The sequence below is a fragment of the Amycolatopsis sp. cmx-11-51 genome, from assembly GCF_047608665.1.
Lineage (GTDB): Bacteria > Actinomycetota > Actinomycetes > Mycobacteriales > Pseudonocardiaceae > Amycolatopsis.
On sequence record NZ_JADNQO010000001.1, the window covers coordinates 1,557,099 to 1,574,489 of the forward strand.

Annotated in this window: 19 protein-coding genes and 1 pseudogene; 8 read left to right on the forward strand and 12 right to left on the reverse strand. The window is 67.9% G+C overall.

All coding sequences use genetic code 11. From position 1 onward, the window contains the following. Nucleotides 1–58: 58 nt before the first annotated feature. A complete protein-coding gene (locus ACM6LU_RS07850; RefSeq protein ID WP_414936863.1) occupies nt 59–958 on the forward strand; it encodes a hypothetical protein in 900 nt (299 codons plus the stop codon). Here the strand turns inward: ACM6LU_RS07850 and ACM6LU_RS07855 are convergent. From ACM6LU_RS07855 to ACM6LU_RS07865, 3 genes and pseudogenes are all read right to left on the reverse strand, one after another. Then, nucleotides 955–1,903, reverse strand: a pseudogene (locus tag ACM6LU_RS07855) (asparaginase). The gene ACM6LU_RS07850 and the pseudogene ACM6LU_RS07855 sit on opposite strands and share 4 nt — an antisense overlap. Further along, entirely contained in the window at nt 1,900–2,463 is a 564-nt protein-coding gene (locus tag ACM6LU_RS07860; protein ID WP_414936864.1) for an aerial mycelium formation protein, read from the reverse strand. Before ACM6LU_RS07860 ends, ACM6LU_RS07855 begins: the two are co-directional and overlap by 4 nt. 499 nt (nt 2,464–2,962) lie before the next feature. Next, complete coding sequence (locus ACM6LU_RS07865; RefSeq protein WP_414936865.1) at nt 2,963–4,093, reverse strand: YgfZ/GcvT domain-containing protein; 1,131 nt, start codon at nt 4,091–4,093, stop codon at nt 2,963–2,965. Nucleotides 4,094–4,123: 30 nt separating this feature from the next. Here ACM6LU_RS07865 and ACM6LU_RS07870 point away from each other — a divergent pair, with 30 nt between their 5' ends. Further along, entirely contained in the window at nt 4,124–4,978 is an 855-nt protein-coding gene (locus ACM6LU_RS07870; RefSeq protein ID WP_414936866.1) for an aminodeoxychorismate lyase, read from the forward strand. A 60-nt stretch (nt 4,979–5,038) separates the two neighbouring features. On the opposite strand, the gene ACM6LU_RS07875 is transcribed toward ACM6LU_RS07870, so the two are convergent. From ACM6LU_RS07875 to ACM6LU_RS07915, 9 genes are all read right to left on the reverse strand, one after another. Then, on the reverse strand, nt 5,039–5,452 hold the full coding sequence (locus ACM6LU_RS07875) for a hypothetical protein (protein WP_414936867.1): 414 nt from the start codon (nt 5,450–5,452) through the stop codon (nt 5,039–5,041). Then, on the reverse strand, nt 5,440–6,315 hold the full coding sequence (locus tag ACM6LU_RS07880) for a biotin-dependent carboxyltransferase family protein (protein ID WP_414936868.1): 876 nt from the start codon (nt 6,313–6,315) through the stop codon (nt 5,440–5,442). The genes ACM6LU_RS07875 and ACM6LU_RS07880 overlap by 13 nt, the downstream gene beginning before the upstream one ends. Further along, the gene (gene pxpB, locus ACM6LU_RS07885) at nt 6,312–6,923 is read right to left on the reverse strand and encodes a 5-oxoprolinase subunit PxpB (RefSeq protein ID WP_414936869.1); all 612 of its coding nucleotides are present in this window, start codon (nt 6,921–6,923) and stop codon (nt 6,312–6,314) included. Before pxpB ends, ACM6LU_RS07880 begins: the two co-directional genes overlap by 4 nt. 9 nt (nt 6,924–6,932) lie before the next feature. Further along, nucleotides 6,933–7,556 (reverse strand): FABP family protein, encoded by a 624-nt coding sequence (locus ACM6LU_RS07890; protein ID WP_414936870.1) that lies wholly within the window; start codon nt 7,554–7,556, stop codon nt 6,933–6,935. A 304-nt stretch (nt 7,557–7,860) separates the two neighbouring features. Beyond that, nucleotides 7,861–8,172, reverse strand: coding sequence for a DUF1416 domain-containing protein (locus tag ACM6LU_RS07895; RefSeq protein ID WP_414936871.1), 312 nt, complete (start codon nt 8,170–8,172; stop codon nt 7,861–7,863). Beyond that, on the reverse strand, nt 8,172–9,008 hold the full coding sequence (locus tag ACM6LU_RS07900) for a sulfurtransferase (RefSeq protein WP_414936872.1): 837 nt from the start codon (nt 9,006–9,008) through the stop codon (nt 8,172–8,174). The genes ACM6LU_RS07895 and ACM6LU_RS07900 overlap by 1 nt, the downstream gene beginning before the upstream one ends. Nucleotides 9,009–9,031: 23 nt before the next feature. Further along, nucleotides 9,032–9,466 carry a DUF4395 domain-containing protein gene (locus ACM6LU_RS07905; RefSeq protein WP_414936873.1) on the reverse strand — a complete coding sequence of 145 codons (435 nt, stop codon included), beginning with the start codon at nt 9,464–9,466 and terminating at the stop codon, nt 9,032–9,034. Nucleotides 9,467–9,699: 233 nt separating this feature from the next. Further along, nucleotides 9,700–10,119 (reverse strand): TlpA family protein disulfide reductase, encoded by a 420-nt coding sequence (locus ACM6LU_RS07910; protein WP_414936874.1) that lies wholly within the window; start codon nt 10,117–10,119, stop codon nt 9,700–9,702. Between the two features lie 39 nt (nt 10,120–10,158). After that, entirely contained in the window at nt 10,159–11,055 is an 897-nt protein-coding gene (locus ACM6LU_RS07915; protein WP_414936875.1) for a DUF2993 domain-containing protein, read from the reverse strand. A 143-nt stretch (nt 11,056–11,198) separates the two neighbouring features. On the opposite strand from ACM6LU_RS07915, the gene ACM6LU_RS07920 reads away from it, so the two are divergent. The 6 genes from ACM6LU_RS07920 to pstB all read left to right on the forward strand — a co-directional run bounded on the left by ACM6LU_RS07920 (nt 11,199) and on the right by pstB (nt 17,088). Beyond that, entirely contained in the window at nt 11,199–11,954 is a 756-nt protein-coding gene (locus ACM6LU_RS07920; RefSeq protein ID WP_414936876.1) for a winged helix-turn-helix transcriptional regulator, read from the forward strand. A 66-nt stretch (nt 11,955–12,020) separates the two neighbouring features. Then, the gene (gene mshD, locus ACM6LU_RS07925; RefSeq protein ID WP_414936877.1) at nt 12,021–12,896 is read left to right on the forward strand and encodes a mycothiol synthase; all 876 of its coding nucleotides are present in this window, start codon (nt 12,021–12,023) and stop codon (nt 12,894–12,896) included. Nucleotides 12,897–13,125: 229 nt separating this feature from the next. Then, entirely contained in the window at nt 13,126–14,253 is a 1,128-nt protein-coding gene (gene pstS, locus ACM6LU_RS07930) for a phosphate ABC transporter substrate-binding protein PstS (RefSeq protein ID WP_414936878.1), read from the forward strand. A gap of 210 nt (nt 14,254–14,463) precedes the next feature. After that, nucleotides 14,464–15,381, forward strand: coding sequence for a phosphate ABC transporter permease subunit PstC (gene pstC, locus ACM6LU_RS07935; protein WP_409496639.1), 918 nt, complete (start codon nt 14,464–14,466; stop codon nt 15,379–15,381). Nucleotides 15,382–15,383: 2 nt separating this feature from the next. Next, nucleotides 15,384–16,301 carry a phosphate ABC transporter permease PstA gene (gene pstA / locus ACM6LU_RS07940; RefSeq protein ID WP_414936879.1) on the forward strand — a complete coding sequence of 306 codons (918 nt, stop codon included), beginning with the start codon at nt 15,384–15,386 and terminating at the stop codon, nt 16,299–16,301. A 10-nt stretch (nt 16,302–16,311) separates the two neighbouring features. Continuing rightward, the gene (gene pstB, locus ACM6LU_RS07945; protein WP_414936880.1) at nt 16,312–17,088 is read left to right on the forward strand and encodes a phosphate ABC transporter ATP-binding protein PstB; all 777 of its coding nucleotides are present in this window, start codon (nt 16,312–16,314) and stop codon (nt 17,086–17,088) included. Nucleotides 17,089–17,391: the final 303 nt, after the last annotated feature.

The following is a 17,391-nucleotide window of genomic DNA, read 5'->3' on the forward strand; positions in this document are numbered from 1 at the left end:
CGCCGGTTACCGGCCGGTCGGTGGCGATAGTCGCAGGTCGGCGTGTCACGATGCTCGTGTGCCCCGTCCGTTCGCGGCCTATCTCCGCGTCTATGAGCCCCTGCTCGCGCTGGGCGATCCACCGGACGAACGCCTGCTGGAGGCCATCGAAGCGGCCCGGCTCGATCGTTCGGCCGCGGGCGAACGCGAGCAGTCACTGTGGCTCAAGTCACAGCATGTCGGACGGTTGCTGCCCGCCGAGCTCGCGGACGGCCGGGCCGCGCCCAGCCTCGTCACCGACGTCCTCGTCCTCGACCCCGAAGACGTTCCGGAAGGTGAGCACGGCGACGCCGGACCGGGACCGCTGCTGTGCCCGATGGAGATCCGCGCCCGCTCGGCCGCGGCGCTGGTGACCTTCCTCGGTGACGCGCATCCGGCGCTGAAGAACGCGGTGCTCGACGCGGGCGGCGCTTCGCTCGACATGATCCGCTCGCGGGCGAAGTCCGCCATCGGCGACCTGTCCGCCTCGGCGTCGCACACGCTCTCGACGACGTGGACCGTCCCGCTCCCGTGGTTCGTGCTGTTCGATCCAGGGATGCGCCGGGTCAAGCTGGGCAAGGGCCGCGACGACCCCGAGCGCGAGGTGTCCTGGCGGGTCTCCATCACCGACGCCCGGCATCGGGCCCGCGAGGTCGGTGACCTGCTCGAAGCGACCTTCGGTGATTCAGCGCCCGGCCGGGTGCTGCTCGAGACGCGACGCTGGCTCGACAGCTTCCACCCCGGCTCCGCGGTCGAACTCGACTACGGCGGTCTCGTGCAGCTCTTCGCCGACTCGATCCTTCAAGCCGACACGACCGCCGAAGAGGTGCACGACATCCTCGACGCGCTCCGCACCGGCAACGTCGACGAGCTGGCCGAACTGTTCGCCGACTTGCGGGACTTCTGGGGCGACCTGGCCGCGCGGGAACGCGCGAACTAGTCGAAGAGACCCGCGGTGACACGCAGTTCGCCGACCGGCTTCCCGCCGCCCAGCACCGCGTCGCGCGCGAGGTCCGCGGCTTCGTCGCCGGGGTCGATGCCGAGGTGGCGCAGGGTCGCGAGCAGCAGCGGGAGCCGTGCCCGCGCGGCACCGTCATCGATCTTCAGTGCCAGCGCGGTGCCGTCGGGGAGGGCGAACGCGTGCACTCCCTCGGCGCCACCCTTCGAGAGCAGACCCTCGACGCCGGTCATCAGCGCGGTGTCCTCGCGGCCGGTGCCCGCGACCTGCCACGGATGCGCGCGGACGGCGTCCGCGACCCGACGGTCCGGCCCGCCCATCGCGGTGACCAGCCTGCCGAACGAGCGGGCGAGCCCGGTGAGGGGAGAACGCGAACAGCGGGGCGCCGCACCCGTCGACACCGACCGTTTCGATCGGCTCGCTCGTGAGATCGGCGACGGTGGCCTGGATGACTTTCTGCAGCGGATGGGTCGCGGCCGCGTAGTCCTCGGTGGACCAGCCGAGCTGGGCGCAGGTCGTGAGCATCGCGGCGTGCTTGCCGGAGCAGTTCATCGAGGCGCGGCGTTTCCCCGTCGCGGCCACGGCGAGCATGCTCGGCTCGTGCAACGGGAAGGCGGGCGGGCAGGCCAGCGCGTCCTCGGTCAGGCCCGCTCGGGAAAGCATCGACAAAGCGCCCTCGACATGGCCGGGCTCGCCGTTGTGCGATCCGCAGCCCAACGCGAGATCCTGGTCGCTGATGGTGAGGCCGGCGCGCAGCATCCCGACGGCCTGCAGCGGTTTGTTGGACGAGCGCGGGTAAACCGGTCGCTCGATGTCGCCCGCGGAGAACCGCACCGACCCGTCCGGGGCGGTGATCACCAACGCGCCCCGGTGCGTGCTCTCCACGAAACCGGACCGGACGACCTCGACCAAGACGGGATTCGTCACTCGGAGCCGCCACGTTCGGTGTCGAGCAAGTCGTCGACCGACGCCGTGCCCTGGCGGTAGCGGGTCGCGATCTCGGCGTTGATCGTGTCCATCACGCCCTGCACCTCGCGGCGGTACGACGACACGGAGACCTCTTCGTCGGCGTACCTGTTGAGGGCGTTGACCAGCTTCCCGTCCGAGAGCGTGCTGACGTCGGAAAGATCCGTGTCACCGATGAGCGCTTCGGCGAACCGCCGGTGCTCGCCCGCCCGGGACGGCTCCAGCCGCTGATGCCTGCCCGAACCCGTGGCCGGGCCGATCGCGTTGTCCGCCAGGATCGCGGCCAGCCGCTCGACCACACTGCTCTCGCCACCCGAACTGCGACGCTCCTGCTCGGCCCGGACGATGTCGATCCGCGCGTGCAGCAAACGCCGCAGGTACGACAGGTCGGTCTCCTCCTGCGCGGCCTCGTCACGGCGCTCGCGCAGCACGGAAAGGGTCAGCTCGCCGAGGTCGCTGAGATACCCAGGGCCGAGCACGCGGTCGATACGACGGCGACCACCGGGCCGGACTTCGATCACCCGCGTAGCTTATCGCGCTCCAGCGGAAATGTTCCGCAGGGCGTGATACCACAAGGATCTTCGCCCCTCCCGCCTACCTCCCCTGCTCTTTCGGTCACCTCCAGAGCGCCCCCCACCCGTCCCGGGGGCGGCCCCTGGTCCAGTTTACCGGGGGTGGGGGTGGAAAAGTGCTGGTCGGCGAGTTTGTCCACAGGTGGGCAGAGTTGTGGATAACTGGGTGAGGTCAGGGCCAAGGGGGCTTTCGCCGCGTGAGATGCGGGGAAAGCGTCCTTCATGTACTTGGAACGTGGGCGAACGCGACTTTCCTCCGCTGAGCCGAGGGAAGGGGGCCTTCATGCGCCTTCGATGGTGCAAGCGGCGGTCCCGGAGCAGGTGAAGGGAACTTTAAGGGACCCAGAGTCCCTCAAGGTGGCCCTCACGAACCACCGGTCAGCCGCCCTAGCGAAGCCAGCCCAGCGAAGCCCCCCAAAGCCCCAAAGCCCCCCAAGCCCCCGAAACGTCAGCCTCGCAGCCGCTGAGCGGCCTCCCGGCCAGGAGCGGGGGCCTCAGCCGGAACGGAGTCCGGGTCGATGGCCGCCTGCACGACGCGGTCCTCGGCACCGACCAGCAGTTCCGCACCTGGTCGCGTCGAGCGCTTGACCAGCGCCAGCGCGATCGGTCCCAGTTCGTGGTGTTGCACGACACTGCCGACACGCCCGACGGTCCGCTCCCCGAGGACCACCGGGTCACCGGTTTCCGGCGTGATCTCCGGCGAACCGTCCAGGTGCAGCAGCGCCATGTACCGCGGCGGCCGCCCGACGTTGTGGACCTTCGCGACGGTCTCTTGCCCGCGGTAGCAGCCCTTCGCCACATGCGCCGCGGAGTCGACCCAGTTCACCTCGTGCGGGATCGTGCGCTCATCGGTGTCGATTCCCAGTCGCGGCCGCAGTGACTCGACCCGCAGCGCGTCGAACGCCCAGCTGCCCGCCGGTCGCGCGCCCGCGTCGGTGAGGCGGCGCCACCAGTCGGCCAGTTCGGCGCGGGGCACGACGAGGTCGGCGCTGTTCCGTCCCGGCCACGGCATCCGCCGCGCGAAGCCGCCACCGGGGAGTGACACGACCGAGTAAGGGTCCGGGCTCAAGGAAACATCGACGGTGGCCAGCACTCGGTCCGCGTCGGGGCCGAGGACGGTCACCAGTGCCAGTTCGCCGGAGACATCGCGGATGTCCACTTTGGACCAGAACTTCATCGCTTCGAGGTACTCGCGCAGAGTCTGCTTGCCACCGGACGGCAACGCGCTGGACGCGACCGCGCCCCGGTCGCTGTCCAGCCACACCGTTCCGTCCGCGTGCGCGACCACCATGTGGGTGTCCACCCGGCCATGGCTGTCCAGGACGAGCGCCTCCGTGCCGGTGCCTTCGGCGAGCCCGGTGACGTGTTGCGAGATCACCAAATGCAGCCAGGACAACCGTTCTTCCCCGGTCACGGCCAGGATCTCGCGGTGCGAACGGTCGATCACGACCGCGCCGCGCGTCGCCGTCCGTTGCTCGGCGAAGGGGTCTCCCCAATGCCACGGGACACCCTCTTCAGGATGCCCGTCGGGTGCCGCGATCGGTCCGGGAAGCTCGAGCAGGGGGGAGCGGTAGGGCATGAAACCCATGCTAGTGAGTACCGTGTCCGTATGCGCGTGCTTGCCTTCCTCGACGGGACCCTGGCCGACCCCGAGGCCGCCCACCTGCGAGTAGACGACCTGGGACTGCTTCGCGGCGACGGCGTGTTCGAGACGATCCTCGTCGTCGACGGGCGACCTCGCGAGCTTCGCCCGCATCTCGAGCGACTGGCCCGTTCCGCGGCCATGCTCGACCTGCCTGAGCCGGACCTCGCGGCTTGGGAGCGTGCCGCGCAGACCGTCATCGACAACTGGTCCGCCAGCTCGGAGATCGCCCTGAAACTGGTGTATACCAGGGGAATCGACGGTGACCCGGAAGCGAAGCCGTTCGGGTTCGCGCTCGGTGTGGAGATCGACGAGAAGGTCCTCCGCGCCCGTGTCGAAGGCGTCGCGGCGATCACCCTCGAACGAGGGATCGAGCCCGAACTCGCCGACCGCGCGCCGTGGCTCCTGCTGGGCGCGAAGTCGATTTCGTACGGCGTCAACATGGCCGCGCTGCGGGAGGCCGCCCGCCGTGGCGCGAGCGATGTGATTTTCACCGCCGCCAACGGCTCGGTCTTCGAAGGGCCGACTTCGACCGTCGTCCTCGCGAAGGACAAGACGCTCCACACGCCGCCGGCGAGCATCGGCATCCTGCCGGGGACGACGCAGGCGGCGCTGTTCCGCGGCGCCGAGCGGGCGGGCTGGTCGATCAAGGTCGAGCCGCTCCAGGTCAAGGACCTCAGCGAGGGCGAGGGGCTGTTCCTCGCCTCGTCGGTCCGCAAGCTGACCAAGGTGCACACACTCGACGGCGTCGCGCTGAGCGACTCCAGCGCGATCCACGCCGAACTGGCCGCCGCCTACGAGAGCGAATACGCGTTCAGCTGAGCGTCGCGCGCAGCTTGGCGATGGTGCGAAAGACCTCGTCGCGGAACCGCGGGTCGCCCATCAGCCGAGCGGGCTGATGATCAGCAGGTGCGGCAGGATCGCTTCTTCGCGATAGGCCGCGATCTTGTGGTGCCCGTCGAGGATCACCGCCGCGTCTGCGGTTTCCAGCACGACCGCGACCGGCCGGTGCCCGCTCTTGATCGCCGTCCGGTAGTAGCCGACCCGGGAGGCGTCGGCGGGCGGCCAGTCGGCGCTCGGGGTCAGATAGCGGTCTTCCGCCAGCCGTTCCGGTCCGGCGACCTGGTACTTGCCGTCGGCGAAGAGATCGAGGAGCGGGCGCAGCGTGTCGCCGAGAGGTCGTCGCATCTGCCCCGTGGCGAGCGCGATCCGCAGTGACTGGGGCAGTTCTGGTTGGGTGGGGACCGAATTCGTGTCGATGACACCTGTGCCACCGTCGACCGTTACCTTTTCCACACCCTCGTGGACGAGTGAAAGCGGAGAAGGGTTCCGGGACGGGCCTGCGCGAGCGCCGGGAGTGACGCCCGTCTCACCACGGCCGCCACCGGATAACCGCCGGTAGTTGGATGATCCGCCAAGAACACGACCGGCAGCCCGTTCGGCGGGACCTGGATGGCGCCGGTCAGCAGGCCTTCGCTCGGGAGTTCCTTTTCGGCGTATTCGTCCTCGCGCGCCAAAGGAGTCCCGTCGAGCCGGAGACCGACGCGGTTGGATTCCGCCGTCACCGTCCACGTCTTCGCGAGCCCGGCTTCCAGGCCCTCGAACCAATGCGCCCGCGGACCTGGCTCGACCGGCACGACCAACTCCGCCGCGGCCGCCGTTGGCAGCACGACGTCGGCGCCTTGAGCCACACCGGACGGTGTGCCGAGCGGGAGGACATCGCCCGCCCGGAGCGGCGCGGGACCGATCTCCGAGAGGACGTCCCGCGACCGGCTGCCGAGTTCGGTGCCGACCGCGATTCCACCGGAAACCGCCAGATAGCACCGCAATCCGGTGGCGAGCGCGCCGATCTCCACAACCTGACCCGGCGCCAGCCACACCGGCGCGTGCGATCCGACGGCGTGTCCGTCGACTTCGACGACGACCACGGGGCCGGTCACCGCGACCGTGCAGGACGTCTTCGCGCGCAGCCGTAGCCCGCCGAACAGGCACTCGATGCCCGCGGCGGCTTCGTCGTTGCCGACGAGCCGGTTGGCCAGTTTCAGCGCCGGGACGTCCAGCGCTCCGGACGGCGGGACACCGAGATGCGCGTAACCGGGCCTGCCGAGGTCTTGGACCAGTGCGAGCGGGCCGGTCTCGACCACTTCGAGGGTCCTCATCGGGCGCTCCGGAACCGGACCCGGTCGCCAGGCGCCAGCAACGCGGGCGGGTCGGCGCGCGGGTCGAACAGGACGGTCCGGGTGTGGCCGATCAGCCGCCAGCCACCGGGCGAGACGCGCGGGTACACCCCGGTGAACTCGCCCGCGATGCCGACCGAACCCGGCGGCACGCGAGTGCGCGGAGTGGACAACCGCGGCTGCCGTAGTGACTCGGGAAGTCCTGTCAGATAGCCGAAACCGGGCGCGAACCCGGTGAACGCCACGGTGTAGACGGCATCGGTGTGCAACCGAACGACGTCCTCAGTGGACACTCCGGCGTCCTGGGCGACGAGTTCGAGATCTTCGCCGTCGTAGGTGACGTCCAGGGTGATTTCGCGGGGTTCGCCGTCGGGCGGATGTTCGAGATCGGCGCCGGACAGGAGTTCACGGACGGCCGCGAGGGCACCCGAGCCCGGGGTTTCCACCACGAGCAGGCTCCGGGCGCCGGGGACGAGTTCGGCGATACCGGGTGGCCGCGAGGACGAGACCGTGGCGTGTGCCGCGATCGTCTGGCTCAGGGAAGCACAGTCGAGCAGGGCGGCGTGCTCGCCGTAGGCACGCCACCGCACGGGAGAAGGTCAGCCCACCACGCGACGCAGCAGCGCCGACGTGTGCGGCTGGAGTTCCTGGCCCATCATGGCGCGTTCCTCGACGTAGCCGAGTTCGCCGTTGATGATGCCGTAAAGCCGCTGGGACGCCGTGACGTCCTTGGCCGTCGAAGAGCGGACGACGGCGTCGGTGCCCAGTTCCCAGGCTGGGACCGAGGCCTTGCCACGCGGCTTGCCGTAGAAGAGCTCGATGATGCCGGTGTTGTGGGTCAGCAGCAGTTCGATCGTGTCGTCGGCCTGCGGACGCCAGAACCCGGATTCGCGCGCTGCCGGGCGGATGACGTTGCCGTCCTCGTCGAGCAGCCAGGCGCGAGCCTCGTGCGTGAGGAAGGGGCGCCCGTCGTGCGCGATGGTCAGCTGCATGCCGAACCGGCGCGGGCCCTCGATGGTCGGGTAGTCGACCTCGCCTTCGCCGCGCCAGACACCGACCAGCGGCAACAGCGCCAGACAGGCGTCATTGAGGTTTGGGCCCTCGCGCAGGTTCGCCGTGTCGCCCGGGACGGGCATGTCGTCGAACTGCGGGAGGTTACGTTCGCGCGTGTTTTCCGCGCGCTTCTCCGCGGCCTGGATGGCCTCGTCGCCACTCGCCGTCATGGGTCAGCGCTGGTCCGCGTAAAGCCGGTAGACGACGTACACGGCGAACCAGGTGATCGCGACGCCGGCGAGCACCAGCAGGGTCGTAAACAGGATCTCCACGACACGCACTTTAGTCGCTACCTGCTCAGACGGCCTTGCGCAGGGTGCGTGGCAGTGCACACAGGAGCTGAAGGGGACTTTCCCCGCATCAGACGCAGCGAAGAGGCCCTTCACCGCTGGAATCCAGGCCGGGCGCGCAGCGCCTCAGTTGAGGGCGGCGCCGGGGCATGGATGGAGCGGTGAAGGGCCCCTTCGGCCCGTCTTAGGCGACGGAGACCTGGAGCTGGTGCACGCCGGGTCCGTGAGCGGTGACGGAGGCTTCGCCGTTGCCGGAGCGATGCAGCACGCGCACCGTCCAGTCGCCGGGAGCCGCGTAGAAGCGGAAGTCGCCGTCGGCCGACGAGACGACCTCGCCGGTGAAGTCGCCGCCGCCGTCCAGCAACCGCACGAAGGCGCCGCCGACGGGTCCTTCCGCCCCGGTCACCGTGCCTGCCAGCACGACCTGGCCGCGGGTGTCGTAATCAGCGGGCGTGGCCTCCTGGACCGGCGCGCCGCAGCTGTCGTCTGCCACCATCACTTGGCTCCCAACTCGACCGGCACGCCGACGAGCGAGCCGTATTCCGTCCATGAACCGTCGTAGTTCTTCACGGCGTCGTAGCCGAGGAGCTCGTGCAGCGCGAACCACGCGATGGACGAGCGCTCACCGATCCGGCAGTACGCGATCGTGGACTTCGACTCGTCGAGGCCCTCGTCGGAGTACAGCTCCTTGATCTCTTCCTCGGTCTTGAAGGTGCCGTCCTCGTTGGCGACCTTCGCCCACGGGACGTTCAGCGCACCGGGGATGTGGCCAGGGACCTGGGACTGCTCCTGCGGAAGGTGCGCCGGGGCGAGCAGCTTGCCGGAGAACTCGTCGGGCGAACGCACGTCGACGAAGTTGCTGCCGCCGATGGCCTGGACGACCTCGTCGCGGAACGCGCGGATCGACAGGTCCTGCTCCTTGGCCTCGTACGTGGTGACCTCGCGCTTGACCTCTTCCGAGTTCAGCTCACGGCCGTCGAGCTCCCACTTCTTGCGGCCGCCGTCGAGCAGCTGCACGTTTTCGTGGCCGTAGAGCTTGAAGTACCAGTACGCGTATGCGGCGAACCAGTTGTTGTTGCCGCCGTAGAGGACGACGCGGTCGTCGTTCGAGACGCCCTTCTCCGACAGGAGCTTCTCGAAGCCCTCCTTGTCGACGAAGTCGCGGCGGACCCCGTCCTGCAGGTCCTTGCGCCAGTCGAACTTCACCGCACCGCGGAGGTGTCCGTTGTCGTACGCGGTCGTGTCCTCGTCGACCTCGATGAACACGACACCAGGGGTGTCCAGGTTCTCCTCGGCCCACTGGGTGGTGACCAGGACGTCTTCACGGCTCATGGAGCTGACTCTCTTTCTGGGGTTCAGAACGCGCGCGGGCTGGGGCTGAAACGCTTGATGAGCAGGTACATCTCGCAACCGAGACAGAAGTTGAACGCCGCGTTGAGGAAGGCGGCGAACAACGCGAACGCCGTCGCGACGAACCCGAGCGCGGTCAGACCGGCGGCGAAGCCGACGGTGCCGACGACGGCGAACACGAAGCCGACGGCCTGCGCGAACCGCAGCGGCGCGGCGTCTTCCCGTTCGGTCGTCGAGCCGAGGCGCGGCGCGACCAGGTAGCGGTAGACCAGGGAGTACGGCGCCGGCTTCAGGCCGATGAAGGCGCCGATCGCGAACACCACCGCCTGCGCCGCGAGCAGTGGCCACCACTGGGTGATGAGCACGACCGCGAGCACGATCGTCGTCAGGATGGCGGCGAAACGCGGACCACGGGGGTCGACGGCCGGTCCTGCGGACATGGATCCTCCTGCGAACGAGAGGGAAAAAAGCGCGTGCCCGATGGGTACGCGGGCGTGGTTCAGCGAACGCCGGGCCGAGCCGGACACAGGCTGCTGCGAACACGGCACAGATCCACTGCGCGGCGCTGGGTCAGCAAGGTTCGGGGCAGCCTGTTCACGGGCACGAGGGTACGCAGAGCTCCCTCAGGTTGGGAACCGTGTTCACACCTTGGGACGCTTCCCGAAATTCGGGATCAGACGTTCGCCAGGTGCGGCTTCAGGGCTTCGAGAAGCTCCTGACCTCGGGGAACGCCGCCGACGCGGAAGACCTCCCGGCCGTCCGGTGTCAAGGCCAGCGTCGTCGGAGTCCGCAACACGGAAAGTGCTTGCGCGACTTCCGGGGTCTCGGTGACGTCCAGATCGACGTGGGTGAGGCCGTCGGTTTTCTCCGCGAGAACCGACAGGATGGCGCGCGTGTGGCGGCACGGCGCGCAGAACGTGGTGGAGATCTGGATCAGGGTGACACCTTCGGACGCGAGGGCGTCCGAGACCCGACCGGGCAGTGTGGACGCGCTGGACTTCGCCGCGCGCACGCGGCCGTTGCGTGCCCGCAACAACGCGCCCACCACCGCGCCGAGCACCAGAACGCCCAGCAGCACCCACACCCCGGTCATGCGAGATCACCTCTGCGTCGAATCAACCCTGTCTTGAAATCAACCCTGCGGCTTCGCTCCGCTGAAGGCGGCGTTCTTGCCCTCACCCTTGATGGTCACCGAGCCGCTGTTCACCCGCACCGACGTCGGGGTCACCGAAAACGGCATGGCGCCGGTGTCGATGGTCGCGTTGAAGTTCGGCAGCAGCAGTTCCTGCACCGCCTGGGGAACGACGGTGGTCTCCTTGTCATTCCCGAACTGCAGCCGCTTCGGCTCGAGACGGATCTTCTGCCCGTCCAGTTCGATCATCGCGAAGCAGAAGATCTCGATCTTCTGGCTGTTGATCTGCACGTTGCCGGACAGCCGGATCCCGGCGCTGGCGGAATCCACCGGCTCACCGTTCTCGTTCGTGGTCGTCGTGGGCTTCGTTTCGCCCTGCCCGCTGTCGCCGTCGCGGACGTAGTCCTCGGTGACCGGCTCGATCTTCAGGTTCTGGATCTTGTCCAGCGGCGACTGCCGCGCGATGTCCGCGGCCTTGATCGTCACCTCGCCCTTGAGCGTGCCGATGACGATCGACTTGGTGTTGCCGTTCATCAGGTCGGAAAGCGGCGCCGTGACGTCGCTCATGTCGGCGTTGAAGTCCACATCGTTCAACCTCGGCGGAACGGCGACGCCCTGGGCGTTGATGGTGATGTGACTGTAGTCACCGGAGAGGGCCTGTGTCAGGAACGGGAAACCGTGCACCGTGACCGCCGGATCGTTCTTCAGCCCCAGCTGTTCGCGGGTCTTCTGGGAGATCGTGTGCTCGGCGTACGCAGCCGCCCCGAAATCGGCTCCGACCAGCAGTACCAGCAGCACCGCGAGGGCGATGAGCCAGCCTCGGCCACGCCGCTTCGGTCGCCTGGCGGACCGGCCGGGAGACGGTCGTCCGTCGTACGCCACGGGCCTGCTCACCATCGCGTCAAATCTCCTTCGTATCCCTCTTTGGCCAGGTGTGATCGATCCAGCACGGGGTAGGTGTCCGGCTGTTCACCCGCTATTCTCGCTAAGCACCGGCTGTAGCCACGTTCGAGGCGACTACGAGTGAAGGCGGTGCGGCGATGAGCCTGGACCTTCTGGTACTGACCGCGGAAGCAGATGCCACCACGGTGCTGCCCGCCCTGGATCTGTTGCCGCACACCGTACGCGTCCGTGCTCCGGAAGTGACCGCGCTGCTCGACGCCGGCCACCGCGACGTCATCGTCCTCGACGCCCGCAGCGATCTCGCCTCCGCGAAGAGCCTCTGCCGTCTGCTCAAGGGCGCCGGTGAGGACGAGGCCTCCACGCCGATCATCGCCGTTGTCGGTGAAGGCGGTCTGGTCGCGGTCAGCGCGGAATGGCGCACCGACGACATCCTGCTCCCGACGGCCGGTCCCGCCGAGGTAGACGCCCGGCTGCGGCTGGTCACCACCCGCGACGGCGGCTCCGCGCAGGTGGACGCCGAACTCCGCGTCGGCGAGCTGGTGATCGACGAAGCGACATACACCGCGAAGCTCCGCAAGCGCACTCTCGAACTCACCTACAAGGAGTTCGAACTCCTCAAGTACCTCGCTCAGCACGCCGGCCGGGTGTTCACCCGTGCCCAGCTCCTGCAGGAGGTCTGGGGTTACGACTTCTTCGGTGGCACGCGCACGGTCGACGTCCACGTGCGGCGCCTGCGCGCGAAGCTGGGGCCGGAGCACGAGCAGATGATCGGAACCGTGCGCAACGTCGGCTACAAGTTCGAGCGGCCGGCCAAGGGTGCCGCGGCGAAGCAGCAGCAGGCCATCGCCCCGGACGCGAGCGTCTACGAGCCGAGCGAGCTTTCCGCGCACTGAATCCCTTCCTCTCCTGTCTGACAAGACGTCCGGGCGTGAACAGGGTTCCCTAGTACTGTCGGTTTCATGCTCGATCTGCTGTGGACCGGTGAACCGGAAACGGAAGAGATCCGCCGCTTCCTCCTCGCCGTGCGCGAGGCCGACGGCGATCCCCTGGACACCGGTTTCCCCGGTGGGCAACACCTCCTGGGGCACCTCGACGGCGAATTGGTCGCGTACGCGCACCTGGACACCGGAGGTGACTCGCACGGCAACCAGGTCGCCGAACTGTTCGTCCACCCCGCGCACCGCCGCTCCGGTCATGGCAGAGCGCTCACCAAGGCGCTCGTCGACCACGTCGAAGGGAATCCGCTGCGTGTCTGGGCGCACGGTGATCACCCCGCCGCCGTCCACATCGCCGGGACCGAAGGCTTCGAGCGCGCTCGCGAACTGCTGATCCTGCACGCCGACACGGAAGCCGCCGACTGGCCGGAACCCGTGACGCGCGAAGGGATCGAGCTGCGCACCTTCGTTCCCGGTCAGGACGAGGAAGCGATGGTCCGCGTCAACGCGCGTGCCTTCGACTGGCATCCCGAGCAGGGCGCTCTGACCGCCGACGAGGTCCGCGCGACCGAGAAGGAAGACTGGTTCGACCCCGAGGGCTTCTTCCTCGCGGAGCAGGACGGCGAGGTCGTCGGCTTCCACTGGACGAAGGTCCACGAGGCGGTTCCCGGCCGGTTCGGCGGTGAACCCGCTGGCGAGGTCTACGTCGTCGGCATCGATCCGGACGCGCAGGGCGGCGGCCTCGGGAAGGCACTCACGCTCGCCGGACTGCGGTATCTCCGCGATCGCGGGCTGGGTCAGGTGATCCTGTACGTCGAGGGCGACAACGCCCCGGCGCTCGCCGTTTATTCGAAGCTCGGCTTCACCCGATACGAGGTCGACGTTCAGTACGCTCGGTAATCGGGTTCACACTTCTGGCTCTTGACCGGTCACGGAGAGCAAACGCGCAGGTCACGGGCCGGACACGGTCCACGTTCGGAGTAGTCGCGCTGCTCACATCGGGCGCCTTGTTCACCTTTCGTTCACCCTGTGACGGCCACCTGTCCACTGTCAGTGCCTAGTGTCCGGATCCGGCAGGAACGTTCCCGTTCCACCGATCCGGCGAAAGTCTCCCAGTGGAGGAAATGCAGTGAAGATCATGCGGCCCGCGGGCGCGATCGGCATCGTGGCTAGCGCCGCCCTCGTGCTCGGCGCCTGTGGATCCGACCCGGCGGCGACCAAGCCCGAGAGCTCGGGTGCCGCTTCCGCGCCCAGCGGCACGGCCGACGTCGAATGCGGCGGCAAGAACCCGCTTTCGGCAGAGGGGTCGTCCGCGCAGAAGACCGCGATCGACATCTTCGTGCAGGCCTACGCCGCCAAGTGCTCCGGCCAGAAGGTGAACTACAACCCCAGCGGTTCGGGCGCCGGCGTCAAGCAGTTCAACGGCAACCAGGTCGACTTCGCCGGATCCGACTCGCCGCTCAAGTCCGGCGAGGAGGCCGACAAGGCCAAGGCCCGTTGCGCCTCCGACGCGTGGAACCTCCCGCTCGTCATCGGCCCGGTCGCGGTCGCGTACAAGGTTTCCGGCGTCGACAAGCTGACCCTGACCCCCGAGGTCACCGCCAAGATCTTCAACGGCGGCATCACCAAGTGGAACGACCCGGCCATCAAGGCGCTCAAGGGCAACGAGAGCGTCAACCTGCCGGACAAGGCGATCCAGGTCATCTCCCGCACCGACGAGTCGGGCACCACGGACAACTTCCAGAAGTATCTGAAGGTCGCTTCGAAGGGCGCTTGGACCCAGGGCGACGGCAAGAAGTTCAACGGTGGCGTCGGTAACGGTGCCGAGAAGTCCAACGGTGTGGCCAGCGCGGTCAAGGCCACCGATGGCGCCATCACCTACGTCGAGTCCGCCTTCGCGAAGGAAGGCCTCAGCGCCGCCCTGATCGACAGCGGCTCCGGCGGTGTCGAGCTCACCGCCGAGAACGTCGCCAAGTCCCTCGACGCGGCGAAGTTCAAGAAGGAGGGCAGCAACGACCTCGCGCTGGACCTGGACTCGATCTACTCCAGCAACGTCGCCGGCGCCTACCCGGTCATTCTCGCCACCTACGAGATCGTCTGCTCCAAGTACGCCGACGCCGAGGTCGCCAAGGCCGTCAAGGCCTTCCTGACGGTCGCCGCCACCGACGGCCAGAAGCCGCTGTCGGACAAGGGCTACGTGCCGATCCCGCAGAGCCTGCAGGACAAGGTCCTGACCGCTGTCAAGGCCATCGCCTGACCCTGTTGCCAACCTCAGGCTGATCAGTAAAGACAGGCTGGACAGAAGTAGTCGATGAGCGATTCGTCTTCGCCCAGAACGCCCACCGGCGACCCCGGTGGGCGTTCTGGCGTCCGCGAGACCTTCACGGAGGACCCGATTTCGGAGCAACCTGCCGCGTCACCGCCCGAGAAGTCCTCGGTGCAACTCGCGAGCCCCAATTCCAGGACGGTGCGACCCGGTGACCGCATCTTCCAGTTCCTGACCACCGGAGCCGGCGTCTTCGTCGTCTCGCTGATCGGCCTGATCGGGCTGTTCCTGCTGGTGCAGGCCATCCCGGCGCTCCAGGCCGACAACGTGAACTTCCTGACCAGCCAGACCTGGCAGACCGAACCGAACGACATGAAGTTCGGCATCATGGGCCTGCTGCTGGTCACCGTCTACAGCGCGTTGCTGGCGCTGATCATCGCGATGCCGATTTCGCTCGGAATCGCCCTCTTCCTGACGCAGTACGCGCCGAAGCGGCTCGCGCGGTCTTTCGCCTACGTGATCGACCTGCTCGCCGCGGTCCCCTCGATCATCTACGGCCTGTGGGGCCTGATGGTCTTCGCGCCGACGATCGAGCCCTTCTCCCAATGGGTCAACGACACCTTCTCGTGGATCCCGATCTTCGCGGCGGGCAACGTCTCGCCGGACATGCGCGGCACGATCTTCACCGCGGGCATCGTGCTCGCCGTGATGATCCTGCCGATCATCACCTCGCTGTCGCGTGAGGTGTTCGAGCGGACCCCGACCCCGCACATCGAAGGCGCGCTGGCGCTGGGCGCCACCCGCTGGGAGGTCATCCGCACCACGGTCCTGCCGTTCGGCAAGGCCGGCTACATCGGCGCTTCGATGCTCGGCCTCGGCCGCGCGCTCGGCGAGACGATCGCGCTCGCGATCATCCTGACCGGCGCCGTGGGCCGCGAGTTCACCTTCAGCCTCTTCGACGGCGGCGCCACGTTCGCCTCGAAGATCGCGGCGGACTACGCGGAGCTCAACAACGAGATCTCGGCTGGCGCGTACATCGCGGCGGGCCTGGTGCTGTTCCTGCTGACGTTCATCGTCAACTTCGCCGCGCGGTCCATCATCGCCAAGAAGGGGGACTGAGCATGTCCACCACGCTCGAGAAGACCCCCGCCATCACCCCCGCCTTCCAGCAGGTCAGCCTCGCGAGGAAGACCAAGAACGGCCTCGCGACGGTCCTGATCTGGCTGTCCTTCCTGATCGCCGTCGTGCCGCTGGTGTGGCTGCTCGCCACGGTGGTCATCAACGGCGTCAAGCGGCTCCCCTTCAGCAACTGGTGGACCGAGGACTTCGGCTCGGTACTGTCGGACGAGGTCGGCGGCGGCGTGCTGCACGCGGTCATCGGTTCGGTGCTGCAGGGCCTGGTCTGCGCGATCATCGCGGTCCCGATCGGCATGCTGGTCGCGATCTACCTGGTCGAGTACGGCCGCGGCAAGCTCGCGAAGATCACGACGTTCATGGTGGACATCCTTTCCGGTGTCCCGTCGATCGTCGCGGCACTGTTCATCTACGCGCTGTGGATCACGACCCTCGGCCTGCCGCGCAGTGGTTTCGCGGTGTCGCTCGCCCTGGTGCTGCTGATGATCCCGGTGGTCGTGCGCTCCTCGGAGGAGATGCTGCGGATCGTCCCGGACGACCTGCGCGAGGCCTCCTACGCGCTCGGCGTGCCGAAGTGGAAGACGATCATGAAGATCGTCCTGCCGACCGCGCTGTCCGGCATCATCGGCGGCATCATGATGGCGCTCGCCAGGGTCATGGGTGAGACCGCGCCGCTGTTGGTCCTCGTGGGCTACTCCGCCTACGTGAACTGGGACATCTTCGGCGGCGAGCAGGCCGCTCTGCCGCTTCTGATGAACAACGAACGGGTCAGCAACCCGTTCGACGAAGGTACCGTCGCGTTCGACCGGATCTGGGGTGCCGCGCTCACCCTGGTGCTGATCATCGCGGTCGTGAACCTTCTCGCCATGCTCTTTGCCCGTCTTGTCGCCCCGAAGAAGAAGTGAGCTGTTTGAGATGGCCAAACGAATCGACGTCAAAGACGTGGACATCTACTACGGCAAATTCCACGCCGTGGACGGCGTCACCCTCTCGGTGCCGCCGCGGAACGTCACCGCGTTCATCGGCCCCTCGGGCTGCGGCAAGTCGACGGTGCTGCGCACGCTGAACCGTATGCACGAGGTCATCCCCGGCGCCCGCGTCGAGGGTGAGGTGCTGCTCGACGGCGAGGACATCTACGGCGCCGGGGTCGACCCGGTGCAGGTCCGCCGCACGATCGGCATGGTCTTCCAGCGGCCCAACCCGTTTCCGACGATGTCCATCCGCGACAACGTCGTGGCGGGCCTGCGGCTGGGCGGCACCAAGGGCAGGAAGGAACTCGACGAGGTCGCCGAGCGCGCGCTGCGCGGCGCGAACCTGTGGAACGAGGTCAAGGACCGGCTGAACAAGCCGGGCGGCAGCCTCTCCGGTGGTCAGCAGCAGCGGCTCTGCATCGCGCGGGCGATCGCCGTGCGGCCGGACGTGCTGCTGATGGACGAACCGTGCTCCGCGCTCGACCCGATCTCGACCCTCGCCATCGAGGACCTGATCGGTGAGCTCAAGAAGGAGTACACGATCGTCATCGTGACGCACAACATGCAGCAGGCGGCGCGGGTCTCGGACCAGACCGCGTTCTTCAACCTGGCGGGCGTCGGCCAGCCGGGTCGCCTGGTGGAGCTGAACGACACCGAAAAGATCTTCTCGAACCCGGACGAGAAGGCGACCGAGGACTACATCTCGGGCCGGTTCGGCTGAGTCGGCCACCTGGACCCACTCGGTACCGGCGCCCTGGTCATCTGGAGTACACGAGCCCCTGGGAAGGGCGTGGCGACCAGAGAGCCAGTGAAGGCCTCCTTCCCTACCTTGAGCGTAGGAGGGAGGCCTTCACTACCCCTTGGCCGCCTGACCAGTGGTCCGTGAAGGCCACCTTGAGGGACTCTGGGTCCCTTGAAGTTCCCCTCACCTGCTCCGGGACTTCCCGACAGCACCACTAGCACCATCAAGGGCACGTGAAGGCCCCTTCCCCCAGCTCAGCGAAGAGAACTCGGCGTTCGCTCA